Genomic DNA, 14,295 nt, shown 5'->3' with positions numbered 1-14,295 from the left:
CCTTACGCCTCAAAGAGCTCTCATTATATTTTAGCCAGGCATTAAAGTAAAGACCCGGGCGAAAGTTTTGTGATTTATTGATTCTGTTCATGATTACATATTTTGTTTTATGGCTAAAAAGGTTATAATAGACCAATGGTTCATAGGATAATAAAGGAGGCGGGGACAATGTACAAAATACCTGAGCTGCTGGCGCCGGCGGGCACCCTGGAGTGCATCCGTGCGGCCATAAACGGCGGGGCGGACGCAGTCTATTTTGGCGGCAAGGCCTTTAACGCCAGACGTAACGCGGGCAATATGGATGAAAAGGAAATGACAGAAGCCGTGGCGCTGTGCAGGCAGTATGGGGTAAAGGTCTATGTGACGCTTAACATTCTCATCAAGGACGAAGAGTTTGAGGATCTGGTAAAGGATCTGAACTTTTTGGCAGGTCTGGACATTGATGGCCTTATTGTCCAGGATCTGGGGCTGATCTTTCTGCTGCAAAAATACTTTCCAGACTTCAGGCTCCAGACCAGCACCCAGGGATCTGTGTACGGCCTTGAGGGTGCCCTGTTCTTTGAGAGACTGGGCTTTATGCGGGTGGTGCTTCCAAGGGAGATGCCTATCTCGGAAGCGGCCATGATCGCGGAAAAAACAAAGGTGGAACTCAAGATTTTCTGCCACGGCGCTCTCTGTTACGCTTATTCAGGGCAGTGCCTGATGAGTAGCATGATCGGCGGCAGAAGCGGAAACCGGGGCCTCTGCGCCCAGCCCTGCCGAAAAAAATACCAGCTGAGGGATGCGGATAACCGTCTGATTAAGGAGGGATATCTTCTCAGCATGAGCGATTTGAACATTAAGGAAAGGCTTGACGAGGTGGCACAGGCAGGTATTGATTCTCTGAAGATCGAGGGGCGTATGAAAAGCCCCGAGTATGTATACGCTGTGACCCGGGCCTACCGTGAAACGCTGGACGCTGTGGATGGAGAGGGAAAGACCCCGTCCATCACAGAAAAAGAGCTGGCCCAGGTGTTTAACCGCTCCTTTACAGATGGCCGCCTTTTCGGCGATATGCAGGTCATTAATGATGTAGTGGGCCGCAACCGGGGGATTTTGGCAGGACATGTCATTGGCTGTGAGAACGGCAGGCTTTTGATTGAGGCGCTGCCGGATACGGCCTTTTCCAAAGGCGATGGTTTGTCCTTTGGTGAGGACTCTGAAAAAGGGATGCGGATCGACTCGCTTTTCGATTTAAAAGGCCGTCCGTTAGCTTCAGAAAAACCGGGTATAAAGGTTAAGGTGCCGAGCCGGTTTAGGGTGCCTGCCGGCACCCCGGTCTACCGTAATCACGACGCGCGACTGACAAGGCGGCTGAAAAGTGAAAGCCAGTCGGCAAAGCCTGCCGGACAGCAGACGGTGTGCTTCAGGCTGAAACTGGCCCTCGGCGCGCCGGCAGAGGTTACCGCTGAAGCGGGAGAACAGGTGGTGACCCGAGTCTCAGACATCACGCCTGCAGCAGCCCAGAACCTTCCTCTGACCTGCGAGACACTGTCTGGGCAATTTGAACGGCTGGGTGGTACAGGCTACCAGTTTGGCGGTCTGGACGCAGACATCGAGCCGGGAATCTTCTTATCAAAGGGCGAGCTGAACGCACTGCGCCGGGAGATATTGGAGGCTTTGGACGCAGAACAGGCAGAAGAAAAACCCACGCCGGTGGTCTTTTCATTAGACCGCGAGCTGCCAGCCAAGCCAGAGGTGCAAAGGCCTCTTTTGTCGCTGGAACCGGCTGACAAGGCCGGCTTTCAGGCTCTCTGCGGCCTGGCGGTGGATGAGCTAGTGCTCCCGGTACAAGACCTCAGCCGGCCCCAGGACTGTGAGGCGCCTATTGCCAGAGCCCATGAATGCGGGAAGCGGGTGCTGCTCGCATTTCCGAGGATTATGGATACCGCAGCGTCCGCACGGCTTAAGTCTAATCTTGATGCCTTCTGCGGCCTGAACCATGATGGCATACTTTTAAAGAATTATGAGGTGCTGAGCCTGTTCCAGAGCAAGCCGGTTTACAAAGAGGCAGACCAGTCCTTTAATCTGCTTAATGCTCTGTCTATGAAGCAGCTGAGAGAATGGCAGGTGGAGGGTGGCGTGCTGTCGCCGGAGCTGAGCGCCGCGGAAGCTGCAGTGCTGGCGAAGTGTTCTGCCGTTAGCTGTGTGTTGCCCGTATATGGCAGACAAGAACTCATGGTAAGCGCTAACTGTGTGTATAACTGCGCAGACAAGCAGTGTGAAAACTGCCGGAGATACCGGGGCTGGGCAGCCTTGATCGACGAGCGCGGCGCGGCTTTCCCGCTGCGTAAGGATACAGACAATATTATTCACATCTATAACGGCGATGTGCTTCTCTTAAAAGAGGAGCTGAAGCGCCAGAAGTATATTGATAAATGGCGGATCTATGCCACAGACGAAGGGCATGAGGCACTGGCGGATGTGGTAAGCTATTACCGGAACGCGCTGGACAACGGCGTTTTTGGTTCTGTGCCCGGCCGCACCGGTGTCCGCTATACAAAAGGAAATTTTAAACGAGGAGTCGAATAGCGATAAAATGGACAAACGAAGTCTGAAGGTACTGGAGTACCCTAAAATACTTGAAATACTCAAGGGACACTGTGTCAGCGAGGGGGCAAAGGAGCGGGCCGCCGCCCTGGTTCCCTATGAGACCGTCTACGAGGTGGAAAGGGCTCTTGGCGTTACGGGTGAAGCACTTAACATGATGCTGCGCAACGGGCGTCCGCCACTTTCCGAAATTAAGAATACCAGCGACTATGTGCATCGGGCATCCATCGGGGCCATGCTCTCCATGAAGGAGCTGCTGGCCGTCGCGTCTCTGCTGCGCATCGTCAAAGATATGGAAAACTATTATTACAATGATACCCAGCTCGAAACACTGGATCAGCTTAAAAATCTGTTTACCCTGCTGGCCCCCTGCGAGGAGCTGGAAAAGGAAATCAGCCATAAGATTCTGTCAGAGGGCGAGATGGCAGACAACGCCTCACGGGAGCTCTCACGTATTCGGAGGGAGATCAACTTTAAGAACACACGCATCTCCGACAAGCTGAACGGTATTATTTCCGCGTCGCAGAACGAAAAGTATCTGCAGGAGCGTATCATCACCATCCGTAACAACCGGTACGTAGTGCCCGTCAAGCAGGAGTACCGTGGGCAGATTCCCGGTATTGTGCTGGACCGGTCGGCCAGCGGCGCCACGCTTTATATCGAGCCTCTGGCTGTGGTAGAGCTCAACAACGACCTCAAGGTGCTGGCCGCTGAGGAGGAAAAGGAAATTATCCGTATCCTCAAAGAGCTGTCCGAAAAGGTCGCGAACTATAAAGAGGAGGTTATCGAGGATTACAACCTGTTGGTGGAGCTGGATTTCCAGTTCGCAAAGGGCAAATACGGCCTGGCCATCGGCGGTGTGCTCACCCGTGTGAGTGAGGAGGGGAAAATCCACTTCATCAAAGGACGCCATCCTCTCATTGACCCTAAGGTGGTGGTGGCTTCGGACATTTATATGGATGAGAACATCGACACCATGATCATCACCGGGCCCAACACAGGCGGTAAGACGGTTACCCTGAAAACCATCGGTTTGCTGAACCTCATGGTGCAGTCTGGGCTGTTTGTCCCAGTCAAAGAGGGAAGCGGCACACGGGTATACAAAAATATTTACGCCGACATCGGTGACGAACAGAGCATTGAGCAAAGTCTTAGCACCTTCTCCTCCCACATGACCAACATTGTGGACATTATGAGGAATGCCGACGCCGACGCGCTGGTGCTCTTTGATGAGCTGGGCGCAGGTACTGACCCCACCGAGGGGGCTGCCCTGGCAATCTCAATCCTGAATACCCTGCATGAGCGGGGCGTGACCAGCGTGTCTACCACACATTACAGCGAGCTCAAGGAATACGCCCTGGTTACCCGTGGGGTGGTCAACGCATCGGTCGAGTTTGACGTGGCTACGCTGCGCCCTACCTTCAGGCTGCTCATTGGTGTGCCAGGAAAATCCAACGCCTTCGAAATCGCCAGGCGGTTGGGGCTGAGTGAGGACATCATCGAAGCGTCCAAAAAGCTCATTGAAAATGAAGCCATCCGTTTTGAGGAGACTTTGATTAAAATTGAGGAAAAACGGAAAAAGACAGAGGCTGAGCATGAGGAAATCCTGCGCTTGAGACGCCAGATCGAGGACATGAAGGCTGAAATGGCAGATGAGCGGGAGAAAGCCAGGGCGGCGAGCGCTGAAATCATCGAGCGTGCCCAGGAAGAGGCCAGCGCCATTGTACGGGACACGCGGCAGGAGACTGAGGAAATCTACAAGGAGATTCGCTATATTCAGGAAACCACTGCCCAGAGCGTCAAGGACAATAAAAAGCTGGAGGCCCTGAGAAGAAAGATTAAGAATCAGGAAAAGAATATTTTTGATATGTATAAAATCGCCCGACCCGAGGAGGACGAGGAACTGGATATCGACGATATCAAAACAGGTATGAAGGTCCACGTCAAGAGCCTCCACAAGGAGGGTGAGGTGGTTAAGATCATGCCAAAGGATAACAGTGTCATGGTCCAGACTGATAATATGAAGCTGAAAGTGGGGCTGGCTGACCTGACCAAATCCAAGGCCATTGCCAAGCCAAAGGAAAAGAAAATCAGCTACAAAAGCGCAGACCGCCATACCATGGACACCAAGCTGGATCTTCGGGGTAAAAACGGGGAGGAATCCCTGTATCTGGTGGACAAAATGATCAGCGACGCGGTGGTCTCAGGAACGCATCAGCTCATGATTGTCCACGGTAAGGGCACTGGCAAGCTGCGGCAGGTCATACACGCCTATCTCAAAGATAACAGTCTGATCAAGGATTTCCGGCTGGGCGCACCGAACGAGGGAGGCTCTGGCGTAACCGTTGTCGAGCTGTAGTTCGTAGGATGTATTTTTTTAAATACATCAAGATTCCTAATGCTTTATGATCAAAAACATGTTAGAATAAAAAACGGTGCGTATGGAATGAGAGCTGTTTTTTCGGAAAAAGTCTTTATCTTTATAAAGAAAAGTTAACAAAGGTTGACAAATTTTGGGAGATTCAGTATAATTATGTCATCAATTATTATCTAGGAGTGGTTCTAAAGATGAATGCAGATTTACAAGAATACAGAGAACGGATTAAGAGTGTGGGTTTAAAAGCAACGCCACAGAGAATAAGCGTATTAAAAGTTCTTTCAGAAACGGATGAACATCCCAGCGCTGAGATGCTCATGGATAAACTGAAAAATGAAGGTAGCATCATGTCTGTTGGAACCATCTATAACATTCTTGAGACGTTCGAGGAAAAAGGATTGATCTTGAAGCTGCACGATCATAACGAAGTTATGCGTTTTGATGCGCGCACGGGTTTTCATGTTCATATCTTTAACAAGAAGACCAATCAGATTGAAGATTATTTTGACAATGACCTGGAAGTGCTGCTGAAGGATTACCTGAAGGATAAGCTTCCCGAGGACGTTACACTTGATCATTTGGATATCGCTTTGTATTCACAGTCTGCTTAAGGCAGACACTGTAAAGCCGCCGCGGCAATGCGGCGGTTTTTTATTGTTTTTCTTTATGTTATAATAATAGCGGTATCATTAATCGGCAATGAATAAAGGAGTGAAATTTTGCTAGAAGAAATATTGAGTTTATATACAGAACGAGGGGACTTTTTCTTACAACTGACTCTTCAGCACCTGCGGATCTCGGGCACAGCCATTGCCATCGCGGCAGTGATCGGTCTGGTGCTTGGGGTAATCGTGAGCGAGCACCCCAGAGTGTCGCCCATTGTTCTGGGAACCACCAACGTGATCTATACCATCCCGTCCATTGCCCTTCTTGGGTTTTTGATCCCCTTTACCGGCATTGGAAACACAACGGCCATCATCGCCTTGACCGTGTACGCCCTGCTGCCCATGGTGCGCAACACCGTGACCGGCATCACCGGGATCAGCCCGGCAGTGATCGAGGCAGCCCGGGGCATGGGCAGCACAGATTTTCAGATTCTTTATAGGATCAAGCTACCCCTGGCCCTTCCAGTCATTCTGACAGGGTTCAGGAACATGGTGGTGATGACGATTGCCCTGACTGGCATTGCCTCCTTCATCGGAGCTGGCGGACTGGGGGTCGCCATTTACAGGGGGATTACTACCAGCAACATGGCCATGACCGTGGCCGGAAGTATTCTTATCGCACTTTTGGCCCTGATCTTAGATTTTGGGATTGGGCTGATTGTTAAAATAATCAACAGAAAGAGGAGATTGATTGCATGAAAAAGAAAACAAAAAAAATCGGAGCACTGGCATTGGCGCTGGTGCTTGGCGTGAGCATGATCACTGGGTGCAGTACAGGCGGACAGAAGGAAAGCGGCACTGTTAAGATCGCCACCAAGCCCATGACGGAACAGCTGATCCTGGGAGAAATGCTGTCCATCCTGATTCAGGAAAACACAGACCTGAATGTGGAGATCACCAAAGGTGTGGGCGGCGGCACCAGCAATATCCACCCTGCGCTGATTAAGGGAGATTTTGATTTGTACCCCGAGTACACTGGCACAGCCTGGAACAACATCCTGAAAAAAACCGAGTACCCAGATGACGAGACCCTGTGGAATACCCTGACCGACGAGTACGATGCACAGTTTGGTCTTAAATGGGTAGGTATGTACGGCTTTAACAACACCTACACCCTGGCGCTGCGTAAGGAGATCGCGGATAAATACAACATTAAAACCTTCTCCGACATGGCCAGATACACCCCGGAGATCACCTTTGGTGCCAATCCGGACTTCTACGAACGTGAGGACGGCTATCAGGCACTCTGTGATGCCTATGGCTTCAGCTTTAAGGATCATATGGACATGGACATTGGTCTTAAATACAACGCCCTGAATTCTGGCGAGGTGGACGTTATTAACGCCTATACCACCGATGGGCAGCTGTCTGTGGCCGACGCGGTATCCCTGACAGATGACAAAGGCTTTTTTAAGAATTACTACTGTGGTACCGTTGTGCGGGAAGACACGTTGGAAAGATATCCAGAGCTGGAGGGTGTGCTGAAAAAAATGGACGGTATCATCACCAATGAGGAGATGTCTAAAATGAATTATGACCTGGAGGTTAACAGCAGGGATGAGCACGACGTCGCCATGGAATTTCTCAAGAGTAAGGGTCTGATCAATGAGTGAGCCCATTATCCGGTTTGTGGACGTCACCAAGGCATACGGTGACGAAGCCATTCTGGAGCGGTTCAGCCTGGATATCGGTAAGGGAGAGTTTCTGACTATTATCGGAAGCTCCGGCTGCGGAAAGACAACTCTGCTCAAGATGATCAACGGGCTGCTGATCCCCGACACAGGTACTGTATGTGTGCAGGGGCAGGATATCTCAAAGACCGACCTCATCGCTTTGCGCCGGAACATTGGCTATGCTATCCAGGGGGTAGGGCTGTTCCCGCATATGACGGTGCGGAAAAACATTGCTTATGTTCCCAGCCTTTTAAACAGGCAGAACCGGCAGAAGACCGAGGCAGCTGTGGCGCGCCTGGTCAAAATTGTGGGGCTTGACCAGAGTTTGCTGGACCGTTATCCCAGTGAGCTGTCCGGCGGACAGCAGCAGCGGGTGGGCATTGCCCGGTCACTGGCCGCAGCGCCGGAGATTCTGTTAATGGACGAGCCCTTTGGGGCTGTCGACGAGATCACCAGGCGCATGCTTCAGGATGAGATATTGCGTATCCACCGCGAGCTGGGCGTGACCATTGTGTTTATCACCCATGATATCCGGGAGGCCTTAAAACTGGGCACCCGCGTGGCTGTCATGGACCATGGCGGTCTGGTACAGATAGACACCCCAGAGAACATAAGGAACCATCCGGCCACAGATTTTGTAAAAGAACTGGTGAGTGACCGCTAAGCTATGCTTTTCTTTTTTGATATTTTAGTGTATCATTAGGGTATTAATCTTATATCAACCATTTGGAGGAAATTATGAGTGAAAAAAAACCTGTTGTCGGCATTGAGCTGGCAAATGGAAAGACCATCAAGGTAGAGCTGTATCCGGACATTGCGCCGATCAGTGTTGAAAACTTTTTAAATCTGGTAAAGGACGGCTTTTATGACGGCCTGATTTTCCACCGTGTGATTCCCGGCTTTATGATCCAGGGCGGCTGCCCAAGCGGCACTGGCACCGGTGGCCCGGGACATACCATCAAGGGTGAGTTCGCAGCCAATGGCGTCGAAAATAACCTGAAACACAAAAGAGGCGTGCTCTCCATGGCGCGCTCAGCGAGCCCGGATTCTGCCGGTTCCCAGTTCTTTATCATGGTCGAGGACGCGCCGCATCTTGACGGCCAGTACGCAGCCTTTGGCGCTGTGACAGAAGGCATGGAAGCAGCGGACGAAATCGTAAACGCAGACCGTGACTACATGGATAAACCATATGAAGACCAGGTAATGAAACGGGTTTACGTGATCGAAGAGTAAACACCGTGTTCAAATAAACGAAAAGGAAGTGATCTTATGACCAAGTACTGCCCAAATTGTTATGTCGGCATCGACCCAGAGGATAAGGTGTGTTCCAATTGCGGAGCAGAGCTGAAACCGGACGAAACAAAAATGGCCGAAGCATTCCCGGCAGAAGACCCGGGCGATGCGGCAGATGTATTTGCCGCCAAAATTGAAAACACCAGCTGTGATACGCCGGAGGAAGAAAAACCAGTCGAAATCGGTGACGAAGAGAACCCGGACGACGCAGCCGATGTGGTCATTGCATCCATGATTGACGACAACAGCTGCGGCGAGGACGCAGCGCCGGAAACAGCAGAGCTGTCCCCGGCTGCAGCGGATTATAAAAACGCTTTTGAAAATGAGCCGGAACGTCCAGAGCCTGTGCGGTCGGCAGCAGACGGACCGGTACCCAAAATAATGGGGCTGGGCGAGTGGCTGCTCACCCTGTTTCTCGTCTGTATCCCTATTGTTAACCTCATCATGCTGATCTATTGGAGCGCGGCCAACGATATTGACCCAAACAAAAAGAATTACGCGAGGGCGCAGCTGATCATCATGGCCATTGGCGTGGTCATTTCCTTTATGTTTTTCGGTTCCATTGTCGCCATGATTCTGGCCTTTGGCAATTACTACTATTATTAAAAATAAAAAGCCCTGCTTTCTTCATGAGAGCAGGGCTTTTAAATTTGGTGAACGGTTAAAATTTATGATAAACGGTTCACAAAATTTTGAAAATCAATGCTATAATATAATCATACCGCCCTATACAGGTGGCGTCAACAAGAGGTGAGAGGCTTATGTTCATTATTCTATGTGAAGATAATACTCTGGACAGAGAGAACGCGGCTCAATTGATTGAAGAGGCTGCGAATGAAATGATCCCAGACCACTGTTTTCAGGTATTTGAGGATGCCGAGAGCTGTCTGAAGGCTATCAGAAAACGGCCGCCGGACATTGCGTTTATCGATATATTTTTAAAGAAAAAGAACGGGCTTGAGCTGGCAGAGGCTGTGCGGGAGCTTAACCAAGAGGCAGCGATTGTTTTTTTGACCATGTCAAACGAGTTTGCTTCAGAATCTTACCGTGTCAGGGCTGTGGATTACCTTCTGAAGCCCGCCGGTCAAAAACAGGTTGTCGAGGCACTGATGCGGTGCGCAAAGCATCGGAATGAAGCGGTGGAACCGCTCACGGTTCATCAAAACCGGGAGATCCTGAGGATCGATCAGCGAAGAATTGAGAAACTGGAATCCCAGAGCAATTATATTCTGATTTATATGAACAGCGGCGAGGTCATCAGGGCGCGCAGTACGCTTAAGAAAATACAGGCGCAGCTGAATGCCGATATGCTTAAGCTCAGGCGCGGAGTGGTGGTCAATATGCGCTCGATCCAGACAATAAAAAACGGAACCTGCAGGATGAAATCCGGCGAAGAGATCATACTCAGCCGACATCACGCTAAGGAGATTCGCGAAAAATATTACGATTACCAGTATCATTTGGTGCAAAAGGACAGCCTATGAATGATTTTCTCAATGCGAATCTGTTTGCGCGGTATCTGCTGGGCTTCTGGTTTCAGGTAGTGCCTGTTGCTTTTATCTGCCTGCTGCCCTTTGACAGGGAGGACTATCGCCTGCCCCCCAAAAGACTGGCGATTCTGGCAGTTGTCAGCATGGTACTCCTTTCGCTTGCAGAGACAGCGGTGCTGGTCAGGAATGAGAGCCTGTTTACAGGGGATAACGCCATCACGACAGCGGATAACCTGGTCCGTTTTGTAACCATGATCGTCTGCCTGGCGCTTTATTTTTACTGTGTGCGGAGCACAGCGATGAAAAAAATTCTGGTCTATGCCATGGGCTTTACCTACGCAGCTTTTACGACAGCTTTGGGCACGCTTTACAGTAATATAAACCCCTGGCAGGTCAAGGAAAGCGGCGTGCTGCTGCAGGATGGGTCACTGTATTTTTACATAGCTCTCGATGTTCTGCTGGTGCCGGCGGCAGCGGCGTTTATGCGCAGGCAAGTGCGGCCAGCGCTTAAAAATATGGAGCCTGCCATCACGCGTAAAATCGGGACAGGGATTATTCTTCTCATGCTTATCTACGGCTTCAGCTTTGCCGCGGTTACAGGCGCCAGAACCTTTTACACGCCGCCGATGCTCATTGTTTTTTTCAGTCTGAGTCTCTGTGTGTTTTTTTCATTCGCTCTTTTCTTTTCCATTGTGCGACAGAGCGCCCAGACCGCGAAGGCTGAAGAGGAGGCACAGCGGCTGGCCCAGCAGGTCGAAATCGACGCTCTCAGCTACCGTAAGATGATGGATAATATCGACCAGGCCCGAGCTGTCCGGCACGATGTGCGACACCATATGCGTCAGATTGGCAGCATGCTGCAAAGAGGCGATCACGAAGGCGCAGAGGTCTACACCCAGACCTATATGGAGCGTATGGACGCCCAGTCGCAGACTACAGTATGCCAGAATTATCTGGTCAATAACATTGTGCTCTATTACCTGGAGCTATGTCAGAAGAACGACATTGAGCTGAGGCACCGCATTGCGCTTTCAGAGCTTACGGGGATCAGCCCTGTGGATCTGACTGTCCTCTTCTCAAACATTCTGGAAAACGCGCTGAACGCCTGCCGGCAGGTGACAGAGGGCAGGCCCTTTATTAACCTTCACTCCGAATGCGTTGGAGCCTCCCTTGTGATTGTCATGGAAAACAGCCTGAATCCCAGGGCGTCAGCCACAGAAACCGGCAGCGGGATAGGGATGAAAAGCGTGGCCGCCATTGTGAAGACCCACGACGGCCAGATGGACGCTGGCCCGAAAAACAAGCTTTATGTGACAAGAATCAGTCTATGTTTAGAATAATTTTTAAAGCGTGACGAACTGCGTGTAAACGTGATGAGTTGCGCTTTTTTTGGCTTGCAATCATGTTATAATGATAATGAAATAAATCAGAAAGAGAGTGAAGAAATGTCCTACAATTATTTTTATGAGACAACTGGTATGGTTGGGCTGCTTTTGAGCCTAGCCTGGTACGTTTTTATTTTGGTAGCGGGCTGGAAGCTGTTCGAAAAAGCAGGCGAGCCTGGCTGGAAATCACTGATTCCCATTTATAGCAGCTATATTCTTTATAAAATCAGCTGGAAAACGAGCATGTTCTGGATTTACCTGGCGTGCATTGTGGCCGGCGGCTTTATGGGAGCATCCGCGAACAGCGCGCTGGTCTCCATCAGCAGCCTTTTTTCGCTGGCGTCCTTTGTCCTGATGATCATCCAGACCTACAAGCTGTCAAAGGCTTTTGGGCATGGCGGCGGCTACACTGTAGGTCTGCTTTTACTCAGACCAGTTTTTATACTGATTCTTGGCTTTGGCAGCGCAGAGTACAAGGGCAATCCAGACCAAATTTGAGGTGAGAATATGCACACAAAAACAAACAGACGACCAAAACGTTTTAGAAAAGTCCTGTTGACCACCCTGGTCACACTTCCCCTGTTGGCCGGCAGCGTGGCCGCCGCGGGGCCTTTGCCCAACGAAGCGTTTATCGGTGGCTACAGCAGCGATACGGCAGGAGCCGGCTACAGTAACTACCCCGCGGACAAAAACCAGATCACGCCCAGAAGCGCACTGCCGGATAAGCTGGATCTCCGGGAAGCCGATCTGAATGGGGACGGGACGGTGGAGCCGCCCTATGTCACCATCGCCAAGCAGCAGAGTCCCTGGGGAACCTGCTGGAGCTTTGGCGCGCTGTCGGTCGTTGAATCTAATTATATTAAAAAGACGGGCATTGCCGCGGAAGACGTCGATTTTTCGGAGCGCTACCATGCCTGGTTTGGGTACACGCCAGATCACGGCGAGGGCATAGAGCCGCTTAAAAATGCTGCGAAGCGGCTCAACTATGGCGGTAACCGCAATATCAGCGCGACGACGCTTACCAGTTGGTCCGGCCCTGCAGAGGAAAGTGCAGCGCCATATCAGGCCAACGATGGGGATACTGAATCGATGGATGCAGACTGGAGCCTGCCAGACAGCCTTATCCGGGATTCACAGTCCATGTCGGGGGCCAGAGTGCAGAACATCGATTTTCTGCCAGGCACAGCGACCTTTACAGATCAGGAAAACCACACGGGCTATGTCTATTCAGAGGCAGCCGCCCAGGCCATCAAGCAGGCCATTATGAAAAACGGCGTGGTGGAGGTTTCCTATTGCGCGGCTGTCTCCATTCCGGGACAGGAACCGGACTGGAGCTATCTGAACACGAAAACCAAGGCTCACTATGTCAATAAGTACGCCATGGCAAACCACGTGGTCAGTATTGTGGGCTGGGACGACAATTATTCGGCCACAAACTTTAACGAGGGACGTCAGCCCGAACACGACGGCGCGTGGATTGTCAAAAACAGCTGGGGCAATTACGAGGATCTGCCAGACGAGATTTGGGAAAAAAATAAGGATAGAGCACAAGTAGACCGCCAGGGCTACTTTTATCTCTCCTACTACGACCAGACTGTCTGCGACTTTACCTCCTATCAGGTCGATACGGATACAGACGGCCTGTTCGCCTATGATAATAATTATCAGTACGACTATCTGGGGCTTAAATCGCCAGACAGCCGGAAGCCATCCGAAGCGGGCTGCAGCGGCATGACCGCCAATGTGTTTACCGCAGCCGCCGATGAGCTGCTTCAGGCTGTCTCTGTGACCACCGCCGAGCCCGACTGCACAGCGGATATCCAGATTTATAAAGTGGCCGCCGGTACTGCCGACCCTACCTCGGGCCAGCTGGTTGCAGAACAGAAAAGCGAGAGCCTGCCCTACGCGGGTTATCATACCATCGCCCTTGAAGAAGCAGTTCCGTTAAAGGCCGGTGAAAGCTTTGCAGTGGTGGAAACCATCAAAAACAGAGACGGAAACGGCTACGCGCCCATTGAGCGGGGAAGCGGGGAAGTGGTAGCTTCAGAAGATGAAACGACTACCGCCCTGACCGCGGAAAATACTGTCCGTTATATCACCGATGTGGTTGAGGGTCAGAGCTTCCTGTATAAGGAGGGCGCCTGGGTCGATCTGGCAAAGGACGGGCCCGATGGCGTGGATAAAGAGGGCAATGCCCTGCAGACCGGCAATGTTATGATCAAGGCATTCACCACCAATGTGGACAGCTTCGCGCTTACAGGCCTTTCCATCGAAGCGTTGAACGCAGAAGGACAGAGCCTTGGCAGCCAGCAGGTTACCGAATGGTCAAAGGTAACGCTGCCTGAGGGCACAGCGGCCATCCGTCTGACCCCCGCCACAGAGGGCGAAGGAACATTGACGATCACCGCCGCTGGTCAGACCGTAAATACAGAGACACCTGTTTCAAAGGATCTGTTCCTACAGGACGGCCTCGTTTTTACCACCCAGGCCACAGGGCCAAGGGGCAATAACACCGAGGTTAGCACCTATCGGCTGAGTTTTGAGATAAAAGCAGCCCAGGAAGCTGGTGAAGAAACGGGCACAGGCAGCAATGGAACAGAAGCAGAAAAAAACAGCGCCGCCGATAAAAACGCTGGAACCGGAATAGATGAAAACAGAACAGTCATGGTCCTGGGAGCAGCCGCAGTATTGCTGCTGTTAGCAGCAGGCCTGGGCATCCTTTACTGGAAACGAAAAGGCAGCCACTAAAAGGACATTTTTCCAGACAGAACCATAAAATAAAAAAGGTATCCGCAAAGCGGCTTAAGCGCTTTGGGATACCTT

The 14,295-nt window shown here is 51.2% G+C and carries 12 protein-coding genes; all 12 read left to right on the top strand.

Annotated features, from left to right (window positions below):
• Nucleotides 1–168 precede the first annotated feature (168 nt).
• The 12 genes from CPZ25_RS06445 to CPZ25_RS06390 all read left to right on the top strand — a co-directional run bounded on the left by CPZ25_RS06445 (nt 169) and on the right by CPZ25_RS06390 (nt 14,220).
• A complete protein-coding gene (locus CPZ25_RS06445; protein ID WP_167495181.1) occupies nt 169–2,571 on the top strand; it encodes a U32 family peptidase in 2,403 nt (800 codons plus the stop codon).
• A gap of 7 nt (nt 2,572–2,578) precedes the next feature.
• Nucleotides 2,579–4,948, top strand: a complete 2,370-nt coding sequence (locus CPZ25_RS06440) for an endonuclease MutS2 (protein ID WP_096919990.1) — start codon at nt 2,579–2,581, stop codon at nt 4,946–4,948.
• A gap of 209 nt (nt 4,949–5,157) precedes the next feature.
• On the top strand, nt 5,158–5,577 hold the full coding sequence (locus CPZ25_RS06435; protein ID WP_038352605.1) for a Fur family transcriptional regulator: 420 nt from the start codon (nt 5,158–5,160) through the stop codon (nt 5,575–5,577).
• 108 nt (nt 5,578–5,685) lie between these two features.
• Entirely contained in the window at nt 5,686–6,330 is a 645-nt protein-coding gene (locus CPZ25_RS06430) for an ABC transporter permease (RefSeq protein ID WP_096919991.1), read from the top strand.
• A complete protein-coding gene (locus CPZ25_RS06425) occupies nt 6,327–7,244 on the top strand; it encodes a glycine betaine ABC transporter substrate-binding protein (RefSeq protein WP_096919992.1) in 918 nt (305 codons plus the stop codon). Before CPZ25_RS06430 ends, CPZ25_RS06425 begins: the two co-directional genes overlap by 4 nt.
• Nucleotides 7,237–7,968 (top strand): ATP-binding cassette domain-containing protein, encoded by a 732-nt coding sequence (locus tag CPZ25_RS06420; RefSeq protein WP_096919993.1) that lies wholly within the window; start codon nt 7,237–7,239, stop codon nt 7,966–7,968. The genes CPZ25_RS06425 and CPZ25_RS06420 overlap by 8 nt, the downstream gene beginning before the upstream one ends.
• A 74-nt stretch (nt 7,969–8,042) precedes the next feature.
• Complete coding sequence (locus tag CPZ25_RS06415; protein WP_058693985.1) at nt 8,043–8,537, top strand: peptidylprolyl isomerase; 495 nt, start codon at nt 8,043–8,045, stop codon at nt 8,535–8,537.
• Between the two features lie 36 nt (nt 8,538–8,573).
• Nucleotides 8,574–9,203 (top strand): zinc ribbon domain-containing protein, encoded by a 630-nt coding sequence (locus CPZ25_RS06410; protein ID WP_083337086.1) that lies wholly within the window; start codon nt 8,574–8,576, stop codon nt 9,201–9,203.
• A 155-nt stretch (nt 9,204–9,358) separates the two neighbouring features.
• Entirely contained in the window at nt 9,359–10,081 is a 723-nt protein-coding gene (locus CPZ25_RS06405) for a LytR/AlgR family response regulator transcription factor (RefSeq protein ID WP_096919994.1), read from the top strand.
• Nucleotides 10,078–11,427: a sensor histidine kinase gene (locus tag CPZ25_RS06400; RefSeq protein WP_096919995.1), complete on the top strand. Its 1,350-nt coding sequence runs from the start codon at nt 10,078–10,080 to the stop codon at nt 11,425–11,427. The genes CPZ25_RS06405 and CPZ25_RS06400 overlap by 4 nt, the downstream gene beginning before the upstream one ends.
• A 105-nt stretch (nt 11,428–11,532) precedes the next feature.
• Nucleotides 11,533–11,970 carry a DUF5684 domain-containing protein gene (locus CPZ25_RS06395; protein ID WP_074617277.1) on the top strand — a complete coding sequence of 146 codons (438 nt, stop codon included), beginning with the start codon at nt 11,533–11,535 and terminating at the stop codon, nt 11,968–11,970.
• A 9-nt stretch (nt 11,971–11,979) separates the two neighbouring features.
• Nucleotides 11,980–14,220 (top strand): C1 family peptidase, encoded by a 2,241-nt coding sequence (locus CPZ25_RS06390; protein ID WP_096919996.1) that lies wholly within the window; start codon nt 11,980–11,982, stop codon nt 14,218–14,220.
• Nucleotides 14,221–14,295: the final 75 nt, after the last annotated feature.

Origin of the sequence: Eubacterium maltosivorans (assembly GCF_002441855.2) — a bacterium.
GTDB lineage: Bacteria > Bacillota > Clostridia > Eubacteriales > Eubacteriaceae > Eubacterium > Eubacterium maltosivorans.
This window is presented reverse-complemented; position numbering and strand designations above follow the sequence as displayed.